General features: G+C 69.9%; 18 protein-coding genes. 13 read left to right on the top strand and 5 right to left on the bottom strand.

All coding sequences use genetic code 11. The annotated features are described in order from the left end of the window. Positions 1 to 66 precede the first annotated feature (66 nt). Both ACWDNU_RS18955 and ACWDNU_RS18950 read right to left on the bottom strand, forming a co-directional pair. Positions 67 to 1,146 (bottom strand): YeiH family protein, encoded by a 1,080-nt coding sequence (locus tag ACWDNU_RS18955; RefSeq protein ID WP_449669817.1) that lies wholly within the window; start codon positions 1,144 to 1,146, stop codon positions 67 to 69. Next, positions 1,143 to 1,349, bottom strand: coding sequence for a hypothetical protein (locus ACWDNU_RS18950; protein ID WP_449669816.1), 207 nt, complete (start codon positions 1,347 to 1,349; stop codon positions 1,143 to 1,145). Before ACWDNU_RS18950 ends, ACWDNU_RS18955 begins: the two co-directional genes overlap by 4 nt. A 104-nt stretch (positions 1,350 to 1,453) precedes the next feature. Here ACWDNU_RS18950 and ACWDNU_RS18945 point away from each other — a divergent pair, with 104 nt between their 5' ends. The 3 genes from ACWDNU_RS18945 to ACWDNU_RS18935 are packed head-to-tail and all read left to right on the top strand — an operon-like array spanning position 1,454 to position 4,712. Beyond that, positions 1,454 to 2,416 carry an LLM class flavin-dependent oxidoreductase gene (locus ACWDNU_RS18945; RefSeq protein ID WP_449669815.1) on the top strand — a complete coding sequence of 321 codons (963 nt, stop codon included), beginning with the start codon at positions 1,454 to 1,456 and terminating at the stop codon, positions 2,414 to 2,416. Then, complete coding sequence (locus tag ACWDNU_RS18940; protein ID WP_449669814.1) at positions 2,413 to 3,669, top strand: LLM class flavin-dependent oxidoreductase; 1,257 nt, start codon at positions 2,413 to 2,415, stop codon at positions 3,667 to 3,669. Before ACWDNU_RS18945 ends, ACWDNU_RS18940 begins: the two co-directional genes overlap by 4 nt. Beyond that, the gene (locus ACWDNU_RS18935; protein WP_449669813.1) at positions 3,666 to 4,712 is read left to right on the top strand and encodes an LLM class flavin-dependent oxidoreductase; all 1,047 of its coding nucleotides are present in this window, start codon (positions 3,666 to 3,668) and stop codon (positions 4,710 to 4,712) included. The genes ACWDNU_RS18940 and ACWDNU_RS18935 overlap by 4 nt, the downstream gene beginning before the upstream one ends. Here the strand turns inward: ACWDNU_RS18935 and ACWDNU_RS18930 are convergent. Then, positions 4,709 to 5,494, bottom strand: a complete 786-nt coding sequence (locus tag ACWDNU_RS18930; protein WP_370936119.1) for an IclR family transcriptional regulator — start codon at positions 5,492 to 5,494, stop codon at positions 4,709 to 4,711. The two genes, ACWDNU_RS18935 and ACWDNU_RS18930, sit on opposite strands and share 4 nt — an antisense overlap. Before the next feature lie 139 nt (positions 5,495 to 5,633). Between ACWDNU_RS18930 and ACWDNU_RS18925 the strand changes: the two genes are divergently transcribed. The 8 genes from ACWDNU_RS18925 to ACWDNU_RS18890 are packed head-to-tail and all read left to right on the top strand — an operon-like array spanning position 5,634 to position 12,846. After that, on the top strand, positions 5,634 to 6,656 hold the full coding sequence (locus ACWDNU_RS18925; protein ID WP_449669812.1) for an ABC transporter substrate-binding protein: 1,023 nt from the start codon (positions 5,634 to 5,636) through the stop codon (positions 6,654 to 6,656). Further along, on the top strand, positions 6,653 to 7,648 hold the full coding sequence (locus ACWDNU_RS18920; RefSeq protein ID WP_449669811.1) for an NrtA/SsuA/CpmA family ABC transporter substrate-binding protein: 996 nt from the start codon (positions 6,653 to 6,655) through the stop codon (positions 7,646 to 7,648). Before ACWDNU_RS18925 ends, ACWDNU_RS18920 begins: the two co-directional genes overlap by 4 nt. Next, positions 7,645 to 8,490 (top strand): ABC transporter permease, encoded by an 846-nt coding sequence (locus ACWDNU_RS18915; protein ID WP_449669810.1) that lies wholly within the window; start codon positions 7,645 to 7,647, stop codon positions 8,488 to 8,490. The genes ACWDNU_RS18920 and ACWDNU_RS18915 overlap by 4 nt, the downstream gene beginning before the upstream one ends. After that, positions 8,487 to 9,206 carry an ABC transporter ATP-binding protein gene (locus ACWDNU_RS18910; RefSeq protein WP_449669809.1) on the top strand — a complete coding sequence of 240 codons (720 nt, stop codon included), beginning with the start codon at positions 8,487 to 8,489 and terminating at the stop codon, positions 9,204 to 9,206. The genes ACWDNU_RS18915 and ACWDNU_RS18910 overlap by 4 nt, the downstream gene beginning before the upstream one ends. Then, the gene (locus tag ACWDNU_RS18905; RefSeq protein WP_449669808.1) at positions 9,203 to 10,090 is read left to right on the top strand and encodes an ABC transporter substrate-binding protein; all 888 of its coding nucleotides are present in this window, start codon (positions 9,203 to 9,205) and stop codon (positions 10,088 to 10,090) included. The genes ACWDNU_RS18910 and ACWDNU_RS18905 overlap by 4 nt, the downstream gene beginning before the upstream one ends. 4 nt (positions 10,091 to 10,094) lie before the next feature. Further along, positions 10,095 to 11,162 (top strand): LLM class flavin-dependent oxidoreductase, encoded by a 1,068-nt coding sequence (locus tag ACWDNU_RS18900; protein WP_344286327.1) that lies wholly within the window; start codon positions 10,095 to 10,097, stop codon positions 11,160 to 11,162. Continuing rightward, positions 11,159 to 12,352, top strand: coding sequence for a M20 metallopeptidase family protein (locus tag ACWDNU_RS18895; RefSeq protein ID WP_449669807.1), 1,194 nt, complete (start codon positions 11,159 to 11,161; stop codon positions 12,350 to 12,352). The genes ACWDNU_RS18900 and ACWDNU_RS18895 overlap by 4 nt, the downstream gene beginning before the upstream one ends. After that, positions 12,349 to 12,846 (top strand): GNAT family N-acetyltransferase, encoded by a 498-nt coding sequence (locus ACWDNU_RS18890; protein WP_449669806.1) that lies wholly within the window; start codon positions 12,349 to 12,351, stop codon positions 12,844 to 12,846. The genes ACWDNU_RS18895 and ACWDNU_RS18890 overlap by 4 nt, the downstream gene beginning before the upstream one ends. A gap of 175 nt (positions 12,847 to 13,021) precedes the next feature. On the opposite strand, the gene ACWDNU_RS18885 is transcribed toward ACWDNU_RS18890, so the two are convergent. Continuing rightward, positions 13,022 to 14,239, bottom strand: coding sequence for an MFS transporter (locus tag ACWDNU_RS18885; RefSeq protein WP_449669805.1), 1,218 nt, complete (start codon positions 14,237 to 14,239; stop codon positions 13,022 to 13,024). An 80-nt stretch (positions 14,240 to 14,319) separates the two neighbouring features. Between ACWDNU_RS18885 and ACWDNU_RS18880 the strand changes: the two genes are divergently transcribed. Together ACWDNU_RS18880 and ACWDNU_RS18875 are read left to right on the top strand one after the other, a co-directional pair. Beyond that, on the top strand, positions 14,320 to 17,325 hold the full coding sequence (locus tag ACWDNU_RS18880; protein WP_449669804.1) for a BTAD domain-containing putative transcriptional regulator: 3,006 nt from the start codon (positions 14,320 to 14,322) through the stop codon (positions 17,323 to 17,325). A gap of 5 nt (positions 17,326 to 17,330) precedes the next feature. Further along, positions 17,331 to 17,888: a GNAT family N-acetyltransferase gene (locus tag ACWDNU_RS18875; RefSeq protein ID WP_449669838.1), complete on the top strand. Its 558-nt coding sequence runs from the start codon at positions 17,331 to 17,333 to the stop codon at positions 17,886 to 17,888. 54 nt (positions 17,889 to 17,942) lie between these two features. Here the strand turns inward: ACWDNU_RS18875 and ACWDNU_RS18870 are convergent, their stop codons facing one another. Beyond that, entirely contained in the window at positions 17,943 to 18,917 is a 975-nt protein-coding gene (locus ACWDNU_RS18870; protein WP_449669803.1) for an NADPH:quinone oxidoreductase family protein, read from the bottom strand. Between the last annotated feature and the right edge of the window lie 30 nt (positions 18,918 to 18,947).

Here is an 18,947-nt window from a genome sequence, read left to right as displayed (position 1 = left end):
TGGCACAGAGAAGAAACCGTCTCCAGCTAACGCGGACTAGCCACGCGGGCAGCGCCGCCTACCCGGTCAGAAGCTGAACCACTGCGAGGACACCAGCACCAGTCCCAGCGAGCACACCGCGACCACCACCAGCCCGAGCGCGGCCACCACCAACGGCCGCCACCCGCTGCGGGCCATCTGGCGCAGGTCGAAGTTCAGGCCGACCCCGGCGAAGCACAGCAGGAACGCCCACTTGGACAGGTTCCCCAGATTCGCGACCTCGGCTTTGGTGAACACATGCGCGGTCGCCAGCGCGGACACCGCGATGAACCCCAGCACGAACTTCGGGAAGGTGCGCCACACGAAGCCCGCACGCCCCTTCACCCCACCGGCGACCGCCTTGCCACCGCGAGTCGACCAGTACGCCGCATATCCCAGAACAACGAGACCGATCAACGCGTTTCGCGTGCTCTTCACCGCGACCGCAACGTCCTGCGCGCGCGGCGAATATGCCGCGCCCGTCGCAGTCGTCTCGGCAGTGTTGTCCACCGCGAGCCCCGCCCAGAGACCGAATTCGGTGTCGGTCAGGTTCAGCGCGTGCCCGATCGCCGGGAAGGTGAACAGCGCGACCGCACCCAGCGCGAGAATCGCCGCGATGGCGTAACCGGAATCCTCGTCGTCAGCGTCGATCGACCCACGCCCGGCGATGATGGCCGACACACCACAGATCGACGTACCGATCGCGAGCAGCGAAGACAGCTTCCCGCCGAGGCCGAAAGCCTTGCCCACCACCAGGATCACCGTCGTCGCCACGGCCATGTCGACCAGGATGAGCCCCAGGCTGAACCCGCCGAGTTTGGCCAGGTCGCCCAGCACGAACCGGGCGCCGAGCAGGACGATGCCGGTCTTCAGCCAGAACTCGTAGGTCCCGACGCCGGGCCGGAACAGCGCGGGGATGCCGATCGTGTTGCGGATGACCAGTCCGAGGACGATCGCCCACAGCACGTATTCGATGTCCGGCAGCGCGGTCCCGGTCGCGTGGCCGAGGCTGCGCAGCCCGTTCTGCGCCAGTGTTCCGACAACGCCGACCGCTGCTAACAGCAGAAGCCCCGGCAGATATCTCACGACCGCGGGCACTGCGCGGCGGCCTTCCAGCGCGGCGGTCATTTGACGAGGAACGGGATCGTCGGCAGCACGCCGAACGCGGCCAACGCCACCAGAACGGCCGCGACCAGCACCGCGGCCCAGTCGGCACTGATCCGCGCAGCGCCTCGCGGCTTCGCATCGGGACTCATGACCGCAGGACTGTAGGCGGACCGGCCGCGCCAGTCCGCCGCGTCCACCAGCTGAGAATCCTCCTTTGTGGACACTGGCGGAACAACACCGCCCAGCCGCCCACATCCTGAGCAATGGTGCGGCGCGCCCCGGATTCCGGCTACCTCTGGCACAACCGAATCGAGGGGGCCGTGTCCGCATGAGTTCACCGAAAACCTTGCATCTCGCCGTCGAACTCGACAGCGCCGGAGCACATCCAGGAGCCGATCCGCACGCGCTGGCGGACGTCGTCGCCGACGCCGAGCGGGCCGGGTTCACGTTCGCCACCTTCGACGACGCGCCCGTCCCGCCCGCTGGCGGATTCCGGGTCGAGGCCACCGTCCGCGCGGCCTATTCCGCGACCTTGACGTCCAGGATCGGGCTGGCCCCGACGTCGCACGTGCTGACCGCCGAACCGTTCCACCTGGCCGCCCAGCTGGCGAGCCTCGACCACGCCACACACGGCCGCGCCGCCTGGATCGTCGGCACCGGGTCCGCTCCCGAAGCCCTCGCGACAGTCGGCCGCGCGCACCCGGACGACCTCCGCCAGGAGGTGGCCGACGTCGTCGAAACCGTCCGGCGGCTGTGGGATTCGTGGGAGGACGACGCGGTCATCAAGGACCTCGCCACCGGCCGTTACCTGGACCCGGACAAGGTCCACCACGTGGACTTCGTCGGGGAAACGTTCTCCGTCAAAGGCCCGCTGATCACCCCGCGCCCGCCGCAGGGCAGCCTCGTCGTGCTGGCCGCCGAGGAGTTCGCCGACGTCGTCCACCCGGACATCGTGCTCACCGACAATCTTCGCCACCGCGACCGAATCGCTCCCCTGGTGTTCGGCGAGCTGGAAGTCCGCTTCGCCTCGACCGAGCCGTCGCCGAACGGCCGCACCCGCTACACCGGTTCCCCCGCCGGTCTGGTCACGTTGCTGGAGCAGCTCGATCTCGACGGCGTGCGCCTGCACCCCGGCGCGGACGACCTGCCCGCGCTGAGCCAGGAAGTACTCCCGGAACTGCACCGGCGAGGCCTGCTCAATCCACCGGGACCGGGCGCGACACTCCGTACGACGCTGGGACTCCCGCGTCCCGAGAACCGATTCGCCGTGTCGTCGAAGGGAATCGCATGACCGCGCAGCTGCACCTCGGGGTCTTCTACACCGGCGTCGGACCGCAGTTCCTGTGGGACGACCCTTCGAACGCCGACCACACCGAGATCGAGACGTATGTGTCGGTGGCCCGGACCTTGGAACGCGGGCTGTTCGACGCGTTCTTCCTCGGCGAAGGCTTGCGGGTCCGGGAGAATCGCGGCCGTGTGCACGCGCTCGACGTCGCCGGCCGTCCGGACGCGATCACCCAGCTCAGCGCGCTCGCCGGGGCCACCACGAAGATCGGGCTGGTCGCCACGCAGAACACCACCTACAACTACCCCGCCGACCTCGCCCGTCGCCTCGCCTCGCTCGACTACGTCTCCGGCGGGCGCGCGGGGTGGAACATCGTCACCACGGACAACGCCTGGACCGGGGCCAACTTCCGGCACGGCGGCTGGCTGGCGCACGAACGCCGCTACGAGCGCGCGACCCAGTTCGTCGAGGCGGCGAAAGCCTTGTGGGCCGGGCCGGTCGAGACGGACACCGACCTGGTGCGGCTGCGCGCCGCACCGACGCTCCCGCCTGCCCGTCCGGTTTTGTTCCAGGCAGGCGACTCCCCCGGCGGCCGGGAATTGGCCGCGCGCCACGCCGACGTCGTCTTCTCCGCGAACACCGCCTACGACAAAGCGGCGGCGTACGCGGCCGACCTGCGCACCCGATTGGCACGCCACGGCAGGCCCGCTGACGCGGTACGAATCCTGCCTGGCGCGTCAGTCGTCCTCGGTGATACGCCAACCGACGCCGCTGAACGCGCAGAGGACATCCGCCGCCGCCAGATCAACCCGCAGCGCGCCATCGCGTTCCTCGAACAGTATTGGGGCCAGGACCTGTCGGCGTTCGATCCGCACGGACCGCTGCCGGACATCGAACCGGCCGAAGGCGAACTGGACCCGTCGCGCGGCACGATTTCGATCGAGCACCGCACCGGCAAGCTCGAACGCATCCAGCAGTGGCGCGAGCTCGCCGAAGCGAAGAACCTGTCGATCCACCAACTCGTGCTGGAGGTCGAACCGCGGCACCACTCGTTCGTCGGCACGCCGGCGCAGGTCGCCGACGAATGGGCGCGCTACGCGGCCGACCGCGTGGTCGACGGGTTCAACCTCAGCCCGCACCTCGTGCCCGGATCGATCGACGAGGTGGTCGACCGGCTCGTGCCGGAACTGCAGGACCGCGGCGTCTACCGCACCGAATACACCGGCACGACCCTGCGCGAACACCTGGAGCTGCCGTGAGGTTCCTGCTGATCACCCTGATCACGCACACCCCCGACCCGGTCACCGGGGAACTGGCCGCACCCGACGCCCGGCTGCGCGAAGTGGTCGAAAACGCCGAGCTCGCCGAGGAACTGGGCTTCGACGGCTACGGCGTCGGCGAACGGCACGAGCGGCCGTTCCTGTCGTCGTCCCCGCCGGTGGTGCTCAGCCACATCGCCGCGCGGACCCGCCGAATCCGGCTGTTCACCGCGGTCACGACACTCAGCCTGCTCGACCCGGTGCGCGCGTTCGAGGACTATTCGATGCTGGACAACCTTTCCGGCGGACGCCTCGAACTCATCATCGGCAAGGGCAACGGCTCCGCCCAGCGCGAACTGTTCGACGTCACGCCCGAGGACCAGTGGGACCGCAACGCCGAGGGCTACGAGCTGTTCCGCAAGCTGTGGCAGGCGGACCGGGTCACGTGGTCCGGGCGGTTCCGTCCGCCGCTCACCGCCGCGGAGGTGTGGCCGCGTCCGCTGCAGCAGCCGATCCGGATCTGGCACGGCAGCGCGACGAGCCGCGAATCCGTTGAGCTGGCGGCGAAACACGGGGATCCGCTGTTCTCCGCGAATGTGACCAACCCGATCGAACCGTACGCCGAGCTGATCCGGCACTACCGGGAACGCTGGACCTTCCACGGCCGCGATCCGCTTCAGGCGGTGGTGGGGGCGGGCACAGCCGGGTTCCATCTGGCGAGCCGGTCGCAGGACGCGCTGGAGGCGTACCGGCCGATCTTCGAATCCCGGCTGGCACTGCAGCGCAAACTCGGCCAGGAGGTGGTTTTCCCGACGCTGGAGGACTTCGCCGAGCGCAGCTCCGCACTGATCGGCAGCCCTGCTCAGGTCACCGAGAAGGTGTTGAGATACCACGAACAGTTCGGCCACGGCGTGACGCATCTGTCCGCCGACCGGGACGGCCGGACACCGCAAGCGCATCGGGCGGCGCTGGAGCTTTTCCAGGCCGAGGTGGCGCCGGCGTTGCGGCGGGCGATAGCTGGACCGGCCTGGCCGTCGAGCTAGTACCGCTGGCCCGGCTCCAGCAACAACACCGCCAACGCATCCGCACATCGTCGCGCTCGGGAAAGGAACCACGGCAACCGGTCATCCGTCAACGTGTCCGAAGTGGACCGAAGCGCCAACGCCGCGTGCACGTGCCCGGAAGCACGCAGGACCGGCACCGCGATCGTCCGGACGCCGAACGCCGACTCCCCGTCGTTCAGCGCGTAACCCGCCTCCTGGACGCGGTCCAGTTCGGCGCGCAGGTCGGCTTTGTGCGTGATGGTGCGCGCGGTGTACGCCGTCAGCGGCGGCAGCGCGTCCAGGTCGTCCTCGCCCGGCGGGGCCCACGCGAGCAGGACCTTGCCCAGCGCCGTCGAGTGCAGCGGGCGGCGCAAGCCGAGCCCGGCGGTGAGGGCGACGCTCGTGCCGGCCAGGATCACCGCGTCGGTACCGCTGCGGATGGCCAGGTCGGCGGCAGTTCCGGTGGCCTTGGCGACCTCGGCGAGTTCGTCCGCGGCAAGGTGGATTCCGCGCTGGTACAGCGAAAGCTGGCCGAGCTCGGCGACCGCGGGCCCGAGCCGGTAGCGCAGGCTGCCCTCCGCCAGCGCGAGGAACCCCGTCGCCGCCAGGGTTCGGGCGATCCGGTGCGCGGTCGAGACCGAAAGGTTCATCCGCCGCGCCAGTTCGGACACGCCGAGATCGCCCGGGTTGTCCCGGAAGCACTGCAGCATGCCCAAGGCCCGGGTGACCGCCTGCGATCCGGCGGGCACGGCCTCGGCGGCGTTACCGGCTTTGCTCACCATGTGGCAAGTGTCGCACAGGTTCTCCGCACTAGTACCAGTAGTGGCCCACAGATCTCTCATGATGTGGAAATAATTGTCGGCCCGGCACGGCTCGTGCGACGGTTCCGGCCGTCTCCCCTCCTCACCCGCTGGAGCAACTGTGCCCGCCCTGCCGGAAATCTGGTTCACCCGCTGTCCCGTGCCCACCGCGACCGGGATCGCCGCCGACCGCGGCGAGCTGGCCCGCGAATTCGCACCGGACGGCATCCGCGTGCGCGCGCTGCAAGATCTGCCCGCCGGCCAGCGGGACGCGCATTTCACCCACGAGCTGCCCGGCCTGTTCCGCGAGGGCGGCAACGTGCCGGCGCTGTGGGCCCGCTCGCGCGGCGTCGAAACCCGGCTGATCGCGTTGACGTGGATCGAAGAACGCCAGAACATCCTGGTTCGCGCGGACAGCCCGGTCGCCGAACCCGCGCAGCTGCGCGGACTCCGGCTCGCCGTGCCCCGTCACGAAATCGCGATCGACTTCTGGCGGGCGATGGCGTTGCACGGACACGCCGGGGCGCTGTCGCTCGCCGGGCTCACCCTCGCCGACGCCGACCTGGTCGACGTGCCCGGTTCCCCGATCGGCCAGTGGGAAGGCGAGCTGGCCGCGTTGCGGGACGGCCTCGTGGACGCCGTTTACGTCAAGGGCGCGGTCGCCGTCGAAACCGCGCGCCGGTTCGGAGCCAAGGTCGCGATCGACCTCGACGCCGCGCCCGATCGCCGCGCGCGGGTCAACAACGGCACGCCGCGACCGGTGACCGTCCACCAGCGGCTGCTCGACGAGCACCCGGGCGTGGTGGCTCGATTCCTGGCGCTGCTGCTGGAATCCGCCGAGTGGGCCGCTGACCGGCCAGAGGACGTCGCTCGGATACTGCGCGCCGAAACCGGCGCGGGCGTCGAAGGCGTCACCGGCGCCTACCGTCCCGAAACCGCCGCGAACCTCGGGCTTTCGCTGTCCGACGAGCGGCTGTCCTTGCTCGAACGCCAAGAGCTTTTCCTGAGGCAGCAAGGGTTTCTCGAAAGCCCGGTGGACGTGTCCGCCTGGGCCGCCCCCGAACCGCTGCTCGCCGCCCGCGCGCTCGTCGACCAGCGCGCGACCCCGCTCGTATCCCCGATCTCCCCCGGAGCCCGACCATGAGAATCCGTTCCCTCGCCCTGGCCGCCGCCGCGGTCCTGGCCTTCGCCGGAGTCGCAGCCTGCTCGTCGAGCGCGGCCGACGCTGGCACCGTGAAGGTCCGCATCCCCGACGACAGCAACTCCGGACTGCTCGCCGTGGGCCGCAAAGACGGCTCGCTCGCCGCCGCGCTCGCGAAAGTGCACGCCTCGGTCGAATGGACCGGCACCGCCGGAGCGTTCGCTCCCGCCGCACAACAGCTCGACGCGAACGCACTCGACTTCGCGTCCGGTTCGATCACTTCGGCGACCGCGGCGCTCGCGCAGAATCCCGGCTTCAAACTGTTTTCCGCCACCCAGCCGGACAAACTCGGCGAAGGCATTCGCGTCAAGAACGGCTCGCCGATCACGAATGTGCGGGATCTGGTCGGCAAGAAGGTCGCGGTCTGGCACGGCGGGACGAGCGAATACCTGTTGCTGCAGGCGTTGCGGCAGGCCAATGTGCCGATCGATTCGGTTCAGCGGGTGTATCTGCAGCCCGGACAGGTCGCGCCGCTGTTCGCGTCCGGCCAGGTCGACGCGTGGTCGACGTGGGCCCAGTTCTCGGTCCCGCGCCTGGCCGACGGGGGTTCCCGCTTCCTCGTGACCGGCGGCCAGGTCGGTTCGGAAAACTACGCGGTCTGGGCAGTGCGCACCGGATTCGCCGATCAGCACCCCGAAGTCGTGCGCGCACTGTACGACTATCTGCGCGCCGCCGGACAGCGTCAGCAGCAGGACCCGGGCGCGTTCCTGAACGTCAAAACCACTTCGGGACCGGAAGCGCTTTCCCCGGCGCAGAAAACCGTCGCGGAGTCGATCAACAAAGCGCTTTCGCCGACCGCCCCGATCGGCGCACCGGAACTCGACCGCTTCCACAACGTCGCCCGATTCTTCGCCGATCAGCACATCACCAACGGTTTCTTCGACGTCAAGCCGTACGTCATCGACGTGACCTCCTTGCCCGGGAGCCCGAAGTGAGCACGGCGACCGAATTCTCCGTCGCGTCGAAGGCCGAGCTCGTCGTACCGGACGCTCCCGCGCCGCGCACCCGGAGGCGCGGACTCCGGCTCGCCCTGCGCGTCGTCGGCCCGCTGGTGCTGCTGCTCGCCTGGATCACCGGCTCAGCCACCGGCGTGCTCAGCCCGACGTTGCTCGCCTCCCCCGGTCAAGTAGTGGCCGCCGTGGGCGAACTGTGGACCAGCGGGCAACTCGGCGACGCGCTGGAAGTCTCGCTCGCCCGCGCCGGAGCCGGGCTGGCCATCGGCGTGCTGGCTGGCCTCTCGCTCGGGGTCCTGACCGGATTTTCCCGGCTGGGCGAGGAATTGCTCGACTCGTCCGTGCAGTTGCTGCGGACTGTCCCGTTCCTTTCGCTGGTCCCGTTGTTCATGGTGTGGTTCGGGATCGGCGAAACCGCGCGGGTCGTGCTGATCGCGGTGGCGACGAGCTTCCCCATGTATGTCTCCGCTTCCGGCGGAGTCCGCAACGCCGACCGCGGCCTTCTCGAAGCGATGCGGACGTTCGGAATGGGCCGGCTGGCTCTCGTGCGGGAAGTCGTGCTGCCGGGCGCGTTGCCGTCGCTGCTGTCCGGGCTGCGGTTGTCGATGACGCTCAGCGTGATCGCGCTCATCGCCGCCGAGGAGATCAACTCGACGGCGGGCATCGGTTACCTGATGTCGACCGCGCAGGAGTATTCGCGCACGGACGTGCTCACCGTGTGCATCCTGATCTACGCCGTGATCGGCCTGCTCGCCGACGGCGCGGTCCGGCTGCTGGAACGGCTGGTCATGCCGTGGCGCACCGTCGGACGGGGTGCCCGGTGAACGCGGCGGCCGTGCACCTGCGCGGGCTCGAGCGGCGGTTCGGCGACCGCGCGGTGCTGGACAGCCTCGACCTCGACATTCGCCGCGGCGAGTTCTTCGCGCTGCTGGGCGCCAGCGGCAGCGGGAAAACGACCCTGCTCCGGTTGCTGGCCGGTCTAGACCGCCCCGACAGCGGCACAGTCCTGGTACCCCAGGTCCGCACGGTGGTATTTCAGGAGCCCCGGTTGGTGCCGTCGAAAAGCGTGCTGGCGAACGTCACCGTCGGAATGCCGCGTGGCAGCGCCACCCGCCGGACCGGGCTGGACGCGCTCACCGAAGTCGGTCTCGCCGACCACGCCGACGCCTGGCCCGCCACCCTGTCCGGCGGCGAGGCCCAGCGAGTCGCACTGGCGCGCGCCCTCGTCCGCGAACCCGAACTGCTGCTGCTCGACGAGCCGTTCGCCGCTCTCGACGCCCTGACCCGGCTGCGGATGCAAGACCTCGTCGAACGCCTGTGCCGCGTGCACCGGCCGGCTGTCCTGCTGGTCACCCACGACGTCGACGAAGCCATCCGGCTCGCCGACCGCATCGGCGTCCTGCGCGAAGGACGGCTGATCACTGACGAACGTGTCGGCCTGGACCGGCCTCGCGATCCGGCCGATCCCGCGTTCGCCGCGCTTCGTTCCCGCTTGCTCGCCGATCTCGGCGTGCACACCCTTGAGGAGACCTCCCCATGACCGTCCACATCGGAGTCCACCCGCACAACCCGTCCCTCTACCACCTCTCCCGCCTCGGCTTCCTCGAACAACTGCTGCGGCCGCTCGGCGAAGACGTGGAATGGCACCGAATCGGCGGCCTCGACACCGCGGCCGCGCTCGCCGACGGGCGGATCGACTTCGGCGGCACCGGGTCGACCCCGCCGCTGTCCGCGCAGGCCGACGGCCACGACCTCGTCTACGCCGCCGTCTCCGCGCCACGGCCAGGCCACGGCGCACTCCTGGTGCGCGACGACATTCAGGCGGCGGACCTGAAGGGTCAGACCGTCGACCTCGCGATCGGCTCATGGCAGACCCACTTCGTCAGCAAGCTCCTGAGCAGCCACGGACTCGACTACGGACGGGACATCACCGCGCGCCGAGCCGGACCGTCCTCCGCCGAAGACCTTCGCGAAGGGCGCGTCAAAGCATGGGTCGCCCAAGGCGCGGAGCTGTTCGCCGCCCGTCGCGCCGGCAAGGTGCGCACGCTCGTCGAAGCCGGGGACGTGATCGCCGACCGGTCGGTGTTCTTCACCCGCCGCGACGTCGCCGACACTCGGCCCGAACTCGTCGGCGCCATCGTGGAAGCCCTGCAGCAGGCCGACGACTGGACTGCCGCGAACCTCATCGAAGCAGCGGACTTCGCCGCCGCCGAGCAAGGCGGCGACGCCGAGGATTGGCATGCCGCGCTGGCGGTGCTGCCCTGGCGACTCGAGCCGGTGAGCGACGTCTTCCTCGCCGAGCAGCAGGAAGCCGCCGACATCCTGGCGGACGCCGGATTCCTGGCGCGGCCGATCAAGGTCGCCCAGATCCGGCACCCGGGCCTGGACCAAGCCGTCGCGGCGGCGCTCGGCGTGGAGGGCTGAAATCGTGACCGAAATCCTCTGGTATCTCATCCCCCGCGAAGGCGCCTATCCCTGGGAACCCGAAGGACGCCGCCAAGTCGACCTGGCCTACCTCCAGCAGCTCGGTACCGCGGTCGACCGAATCGGCTTCGACGGCGCACTGTTCGCCACCGATCTATATGACGTGTGGCCGCTCGCCAGCGCACTCGCCGCGGTCACCCGGCCGTCTTTCAAGCCGTTGCTCGCCGTGCACCCCGGCCTGATTTCCCCGACCCAGCTGGCGAAAATGGCGTTGACCTTCGAGCAGCTCTTCGGCCGGGACCGCCTGCGTTTCAACGTGGTCAACGGCTCCACGCCCGCGCTGCGGCAAGCCGGTCTGCAGCTCGAACACGACGAGCGATACGCCCTCAGCGCCGAATACTGGTCGCTGGTCAAACGCCTCACCGCCGGGGAAACGTTCGACCACAAAGGACAGTTCTACGAGCTGACCGGCGCCGGACAGGGACTGAGCGAACTGGTCCCGGACGGCGGCGCGCACGTCCCGCTGTGGTTCGGCGGCTCCTCCCCCGCGGGTATCGAAATGGCCGCCGAGCACGTCGACGTGTACCTGACCTGGGGCGAACCTCCGCACCTGCTCAAGGAAAAGCTGGAACGAGTCCGCGAACGAGCCGCCGCGCACGGCCGCGAACTCCGGCTCGGCCTGCGGTTGCACCTGATCGTCCGGGACACCGAGGAAGAAGCGTGGGCCGCCGCCGACCGCCTCCTCGACGTGACGAGCAACAGCACGTACGAACGCATGCTCGGCGACGCGGCGGCCAATGACGGCGAGGGCTGGCGACGGCAATTCCGTCAGCACGGCGGCGTCGTCCCGGCCCGCGCGCGAGAGCTCGAAGAGCACCCGAACCTGTGGCCTGGCATGGGTTTGTTCCGTCCGGGGCCGGGCACCGCCGTGGTCGGCAGCACGGAACAGGTGCTGGAGCGGCTGGCGGAATTCCGGGATCTCGGCGTCGACGTATTCATTCTGTCCGGCAATCCGTTGCTGGAAGAGGCTTACCGGGTGGGGGAAACGATTCTTCCGGCGTTGCGCGGATGAACGCTCTGCTGGATGCCGCCCGCGACCTCGACCTGCCCCGCCTGCGAGCCCGCCTGCACGCGACGCCCGAGGCAGGGCTCCACCTGCCCCGGACCCAAGAAACCGTCCTCGCCGCCCTCGACGGCCTGCCCGTCGAAATACACACCGGCCGCGCGCTGAGTTCAGTCGTGGGCGTCGTGCGCGGAGCGACCCCCGGCCCCACCGTGCTGCTCCGCGCCGACCTCGACGCGTTGCCGTTCCCCGATGGACCCCGGCATGCCTGCGGCCACGACCAGCACGCGGCGATGCTGGTCGGCGCGGCACAGCTGCTGTCCGCCCGCCGGGACCGGCTGGCCGGCGACGTCCTGCTCATGTTCCAGCCCGGCGAGGAGGGCCACGACGGAGCGCGCCACATGCTTGAAGAAGGCCTCCTGGACGCGACCGGCTCCACCCCGATCGCCGCCTACGCCCTGCACTCGGCCGCGTCGTCGCCGCTTGGTGCCTTCAGCAACACCGCAGGTCCAGCGCTGGCCGCGTCCGGCAGCGTGACGATCACCTTGCGCGGCCGGGGCGGGCACGGGGCCTGGCCGCATCGCGCCGCCGATCCGGTGCCGGCGGCCGGTGCGCTGATCACCGCACTGTATGCGGTGGTCAACCGGGAGTTCGACGTCCAGGAGCCCGTGGTCCTGACCGTCGGCAGCGTCCATGCCGGGACGCAGGCGACGATCATCCCTGCTGAGGCCCGGCTGGACGCGACGCTCCGGGCGATGTCCGACGCAACACTCGACCGGCTCGCCGCCGCGGTGGACCGCGCTGCGCAAGGGGTGGCGCACACACACGGAATCCGCGCCGAAACCGCCTATCAGCCTGGCTATCCGGCGACGGTGAACCACGTCGGTGAAGCGGATTTCGTGCGCGACACCGTGCACGACGTCTTCGGCCCGGACCGGTTCGTCCGCACCGCTAAACCCGCTCTGGTGTCGGATGACATCGGCCGGATCCTGGCCGCCGTCCCCGGCGTGATGACCAGCGTCGGAGCGTGCCCGCCCGGCCGGGATCCGGCGACCGCACCGGGAAATCACGCGCCGGACGCCGAGTTCGACGACGCCGTTCTCCCCGACGGCGCGGCGCTCCTGGCCGAACTCGCGCAACGGCGGCTCGGATATTCGCTGGACAGGGCTCGCGGCGGCGCGCAAGATCAAGAGACGTGACCGATTTCGCCGCTTTGCCGCTCGCCGATGCCCAGCTGTCCGAAGCCCAAGCCGCCGACGCCGCCGAACTCCTTGTGCTGCAACGGTGCTGCTGGGTCCCGCAGGCGATCGTCAACGACACCTTCGACGTGCCCGCGCTGCACGAGGACCTGGACACCGTGCGCGGCTGGATCGCGTCCACTCGCGTGTGGACGGTCCGGATCGGCGGACGGCTCGTCGCCGCCGTTCGCGCGCATCTCGAGGAGGACCGCTGGGAAATCGGACGCCTGATGGTCGCGCCCGATCTCGCCGGACAGGGCGTCGGCCGGTGGCTGCTGAGCTACGCCGAGCGGCAGGCCCCGCCGGAGGCGACCAGCCTGGTCCTCTACACCGGATCGGGCAGCGAACGGAACCTGACGATGTACCGGCGCGCCGGCTATCAGGTCGCCGTACCGCCCGCGAACACGCTCGGGAAGCACATTAACGGGGCGGTTTACCTGACGAAAGCCCGCTAGCGCTTTCCTTTGCGGAGCAACGCGAACGCTCCCACGCAGATCAGGGCGATCGCGTCCGCCCCGATCGCGAGGCGGATGGCGTCCAGCAAGCTGCGGTTAGCCATGTGGCCGGGTCTTGAAGTACGTGAGGGGAACCCTGAGAATCTGATTCCCTCAGGGTTCCCCTCACGTACCACTACCCGGCTTCCGCTCCCGGGTCCGGGACCCACGGCGACGTGCGCTCAGCGGCCGGGAACCCGCGCCGTCGTGCGAGCAGGACGACCGCCAGCACCGGTGCCATCAGCACCAGCACGGTCCAGGGGAACGAACCGCTGCCAGCGACGTCGAGCAGCACCCCGCCGACAACGCCGCCACCCGCCATCGCCGCGTTCCACAGCGTCACGAGCATCGCTTGGACCGTGTCCGCGGACTCGCCGCCCGCGTCCCCGGCCGCGGTCTGCAGCAAGGTCGGCACCCCGCCCCAGCCGAGACCCCACAGCGCGGCGGCCACGTACACCAGCGCAGGTTCGGTCGCGAGCAGCGCCGCGGCGACCGCGACCAGCAGCGCGCTGACGACAGTCAGCAACCGCAGCCGCCGGTGGATCTGCGCGCCGACGATCCAGATGCTCGCGATCGAGGCGAGGCCGAACGTCAGCAGGACCAGGTCGGTCTCGCCGCCCATGCCGAGGCCGGTGAGGAAGGTGGCGAGGTAGGCGTACAGCACAGTGTGCGCCAGCACGAACACCAGCGTGACGAACAGGACCGCCGCGACTCCGGGGATACGCAGCGCGGGCAGCATCTTCGGACGCGCTCCCGCGGCTTGACCGGGGAAGTCGGGCACCGCCGCGCCGATCCAGGCCAGCAGCACCAGCGTGAGCACGGTCATGGCGAGGAACGCGGTACGCCAGCCGGCGAGCTGGCCGACGAACGTCCCCGCCGGCACGCCGAGGCACAGCGCGACTGGGATACCAGCCATGGCGATTGCAATGGCACGACCCTGCTGAGCAGGAGCGACCAAGCGTCGGGCGTAACCGGCCAGCAGCGCCCACGCGAGACCAGCCGCGACGCCCGCGACGAGCCGCGCCACCATCGTCAGGCTGTACTCCGACGACACGGCCGTGACGGTGTTGGCCACGGCGAATCCGCCCATCGCGGCGAGGAGCAACCGTTTGCGTCGCCAGCCGGCGGTGATGGCGGACAGCGGGATCGCGGTCAGCACGGTGCCCAGCGCGTAGCCGGTGACGGTCTGGCCGGTCGCCGATTCGCTGACGTCGAGCGAGCGGCTCATCGCGGGCAGCAGCCCGGCGGGCAGGGTTTCGGTGAGGCTGGTGATGAACACCGCGGTGGCGAGGGACAGCAGCGCGAAAAGCGGAAGCCGCTGAGTCGGCGCGACGGCGGCTGAGGTGGGGCTCATGCGCCCACTGTGCGGACCGGGTCTTCGGGAATGCTTACGATCGACTGACGGTGACCTGATGGCGCGACGGGAGCAAGGCGATGCGGTTCGGGGTGCTCGGCCCGCTCGCGGTGTGGGACGAGGCAGGCGCGCTGGTCACCGTGCCCGAGGCGAAAGTACGGGCGCTCCTCGCGACCCTGCTGGCGCACGACGGCGGCCCGGTGACCGCGGACCGGCTCATTCAGGACCTCTGGGGCGACCACCCGCCCGGTAAACCGGCCGGTGCGCTGCAGGCCAAGGTGTCGCAGCTGCGCCGGATCGTCGGCCGGGACGGCGTCGAGCGGCAACCGGCGGGCTATCGGCTGCGGATCGAGCATTCCGACGCCGCTCAGTTCCGCGACCTCGTCACCCAGGCTCGCGCGACCGCGGATCCCCGAGCCCGCGCGGAGCGATTCGCCGAGGCGCTGGGTCTGTGGCGCGGCGATGCGTTCGCCGACTTCGCCGACGAGGCGTTCGCGCTGTCACCCGCGCACCGGTTGGCCGAACTCCAGCTGGCCGCAGTGGAAGAGCAGGCTGCGGCGCAGGTCGAAGCTGGCGACTACGCCGCCGCGGACGATCTGACGGACGTCATCGCGCGGAATCCGCTCCGGGAAGGCTTGCGGGCAGCACAGATGCGCGCGCTGTACCTGTGCGGACGGCAGAGCGAGGCCCTTGCTTCCTACGCGGATCTCCGTACCCGGCTCGCCGAGGAGTTGGGCGTCGACCCGAGTCCGGAGCTGCGCGCGCTGTACGAGTCGCTGCTCCGGCAGGACCCTGGGCTGGCCGCCGAACCGCGCGGCAACCTCCCCCTTCCGCTGACGCCGTTGATCGGCCGGGAGGAGGCGCTCAAGCAGCTCGCCGGGCTGTCGGCGCGGATGGTGACGTTGACCGGGCCGGGCGGGGTCGGCAAGTCCCGGCTGGCCTTGGGGCTCGTGAGTGGCTATGCCGGTTCTAACCGGCATAGCCACTCACGAGCCAAGTTTCCCGACGGCTGCTGGCTGGTCGAACTCGCCGCCGTGCGGGGCACCGCCGCCGACCTCGCCGAAACAGTCGCCGCGGTGCTCGGAATCCGCGACTCGATCGACTCCGCCTCCCCGACGCAACGACTCGCCACGGCCCTGCGCGACCGGCGGATGCTGCTCGTCCTGGACAACTGCGAACACGTCGTCGAAGCCGCCGCCGAACTCGTCGAATCGCTCCTGCGCAACACCCGTGACCTGCGCATTCTCACCACCAGCCAGGAACCGCTCGGCCTGCCGGGCGAGTCCGTGTTCGCGGTGGAACCACTGCCGCCCGAGGACGCCGTGCGGCTGTTCACCGAACGCGCCACCGCCTCCGCCCCGGATTTCGCGGGCGATCTCGACGCGATCACCGAAATCTGCCGTCGTCTGGACGGTCTTCCCCTCGCACTGGAACTCGCGGCGACTCGCGTGCGCGGCCTGGGCGTGCAGGAACTCGCCGCCCGGCTCAACGACCGGTTCGCCGTCCTGACCCGAGGATCGCGCGGCGCTCCGGCCCGGCAGCAAACCTTGCGCGCCGTGCTCGACTGGAGCTGGGAACTGCTCAGCGAGCCCGAGCGGACTGTCCTCAGCAGACTGGCCGTCCACCGCGACAGCTTCGATCTCGCCGCCGCCGAAGCCGTGTGCGCGGGAGACGTGCTCGACCTCGTGCCCCGGCTGGTCGACCGGTCGCTGGTCACCGTCCTGAATGGACCGACCGGGGTTCGGTACCGGCTCCTGGAATCCGTTGCCGCCTATGCCGTCGAACGCCTGACGGATCCTGCCGCCACCCGCGCGCGGCACCTGCGCCATTACCTGGAAATCGCCGAGAACGCGCGATTGCACGGCTCCGGGCAACGGACTTGGCTCACCCGGCTGGACGTCGAAGCGGGCAACCTGCGCGCTGCCCTGGACGAAGCGATCGGCCAAGCATCCATCGAAGCGGTACGGCTCGCGAAAGCATTGTCCTGGTGGTGGCTGCTGCGAGGCAGACTCACCGAAGGCCGACGAATGCTGTCAGCCGTTTTACGGGTTGCGGCAACGGATCCGGAGCTCACTGTCCTCAATGGATCGTTCGCCCTGCTGACCGGCGAACAAGCCCCGCCCGATTCCCCGGACGGCGTTCGCGCGTTGTGGTTGCGTGCCTACAGCTTGTTCAGCGTCGGCGACATCACCGCCAGCTGCGAGGTGAACGAGCGCGCCCTCGCGGCTGCCGGAGACGACGAGTGGGGCGTCGCCGCCGCGCTCGGCCTGCGCGCCATGCTCAGCCTGGTCCGCGGAGATCTCGCCGCACTCGGCCGAGACGGTCTGCGCAGCGCCGAACTCTTCCGCCGCCTCGGCGACCGATGGGGCGAGATGCAGACCATCCCGCCGCTGGCCGCACTAGCCGAAATCAAGGGCGACTACGCCGAAGCCGCGCGCCGTCAGCACGACGGACTCACCATCGCGCGCGAACTGGACCTGCAAGCGGAAGTCTCCGCGAGACTGTCCGGCCTCGGCCGCCTGGCCCTGCTCGAACGCGACTGGCCGCGAGCCCGCGACCTGCACGAACAGGCCCTGCGCAGCGCGTCCGACCACGGCTACGCCTACGGCCGGATCCACGCTGAAATGGGCCTCGCACTGGGTGCCCGCCGCTCCGGCGACCTCGACGCCGCCGAACGCCACCTGACCCATATCCGCGACGAATACCGCGACGTGTCCTCAACGGCGGGCGACCACCTGCTGTACGCGGAACTTGGTTTCATCGCCGAACTCCGGGGTGATCTGGCGCAGGCTCGGCAGTATCACCTGCGGGGCTTGGAATACGCGCGGGTGCTTGATGAACCGCGTGCTTTCGCGCTGTCGCTGGAGGGTTTGGCGGGCACTTGCGCGCCGGAGTCCGCCGCATTGCTGCTCGGCGCCGCCGATGCCGCGCGACGGACTGTCGACGCACCGCTTCCGGCCGCCGAGAGGGGTGATGTGGACCGGATTACCGAAGCGGCACAAGCGGTTCTCGGTTCCGGCTTTGCCATCGAGTTCGAGCGTGGTGCGCGGTTGTCTGTCGAGGATGCGGTAAGGATGGTCTCGTGAGCGAGATGTTGTCTGCGGTCCGGGTTGAAGCTTCGAGGGTGACGCTGCGCAAAGCACATCACGGCGATCGCGAGCGACTCATCGAACTGCGAACCGACCCGGACGTCTGGCGGTACCTCGGCGGGCCGCAGCAGCGGGAGGCTGTCGAACAGCGACTCGACGACATCGGCGGCGCAGCGCAAGCAACCCGCCGACCGGGGACTTTCGTCATCGCCGACCGGGCCACCGACCGTCTCCTCGGCACCATCGAACTCGATCGCCGCTCCGCCGAGGAGCCCGGCCATGTCACCGAAACCGGCGAGGAACTGGAACTCAGCTACCTGATGCATCGCGACACCTGGGGCACCGGGCTGGCCTTCGAAGCCGCCGCCGCGATATTGCGCGCCGCCGCAGAAGAGCTTCCCGATCAGCCAGTGCTCGTCGTGACCCAGACCGCCAACAAACGCTCCCTGAACCTTGCCGCCCGGCTGGGTTTCGAGCCGGTCCGCACCTTCCGTCAGTACAACGCCGACCAGACTCTCGCCGCCGTCAGCCTGCACGCGTGTCTACATAGGACTCTTTGAACGGAAGGCCCCGGGCCACCGCTGGCACCCGGGACCTCCTGCCCAAACAGCCCACTATGGACGAACCGCAAGAACCAGCTTCCCCATAGCCTTCCGGTTCTCGATAGCCTCCAACGCCTCCCGAACCTCCGCCAGCGGATAACTCCCGCCCAACGGCGGCACGATCGCCCCGGCCGCCAGTTTCGGCAGCAGCTCCGCCCACTGCCCCTGCAGATACCCCGGCCGCGGCAGCGCATAAGCGCCCCACCCGACGCCCACGACGTCCAAGTTGTTGAGCAGCAACCGGTTCACCTTCACCTCCGGAATCGACCCGCCGGTGAATCCGATGACCAGCATCCGGCCGTCCGCGGCCAGGCAGCGCAGCGAATCGGTGAACCGGTCCCCGCCGACGACGTCTGCGATCACGTCGACCCCGCGGCCGCCGGTCGACGCCTTCACCGCGTCCTTGAAGCCGTCCGCCAGCACGTACGCGTCGGCCCCGGCCGCGACCGCCGCCTCGCCCTTCTCCGGCGTCGACACCACCCCGAGCACCTTGCCCGCGCCGAACGCCTTCGCGACCTGGATGACGGCCGTCCCGACGCCGCCGGCCGCGCCGTGCACCAGGACCGTCTCCCCCGCAGCCATCCGGCCGCGCCGGCACAGTGCGAAATGCGCGGTCAGGTAGTTGAACGGAATCGCCGCCGCCTGTTCGAAGCCCAGATCGTCCGGAATCGGGAACACCGCGTCCGCCGCGCACGCGACCTGCTCTCCGAACCCGCCGAGGAACGGCAGCGCCGCGACCCGGTCCCCGGCTTTGACCGCCGCGCCCTCCGGAGCCTCCGCGACCACCCCGGCGACCTCCGCGCCCGGGATGAACGGCAACTCCGGTTTCACTTGGTACAGCCCGCGCGTCTGCAGTACGTCCGGGAACGACACCCCGGCCGCGTGCACGTCGATCAGCACCTGGTCGGCAGCGCGCGAGGGCGAATCGACCTCGACGACGGAGACGGTCGACGGGCCTTCGAGATCCTTGATGTGTACGGCGTCCATGGTTCCGGACTCTAAAGTCCGCGGCCGCTC

The organism is Amycolatopsis sp. NPDC003676 (assembly GCF_053587275.1).
This window is presented reverse-complemented; position numbering and strand designations above follow the sequence as displayed.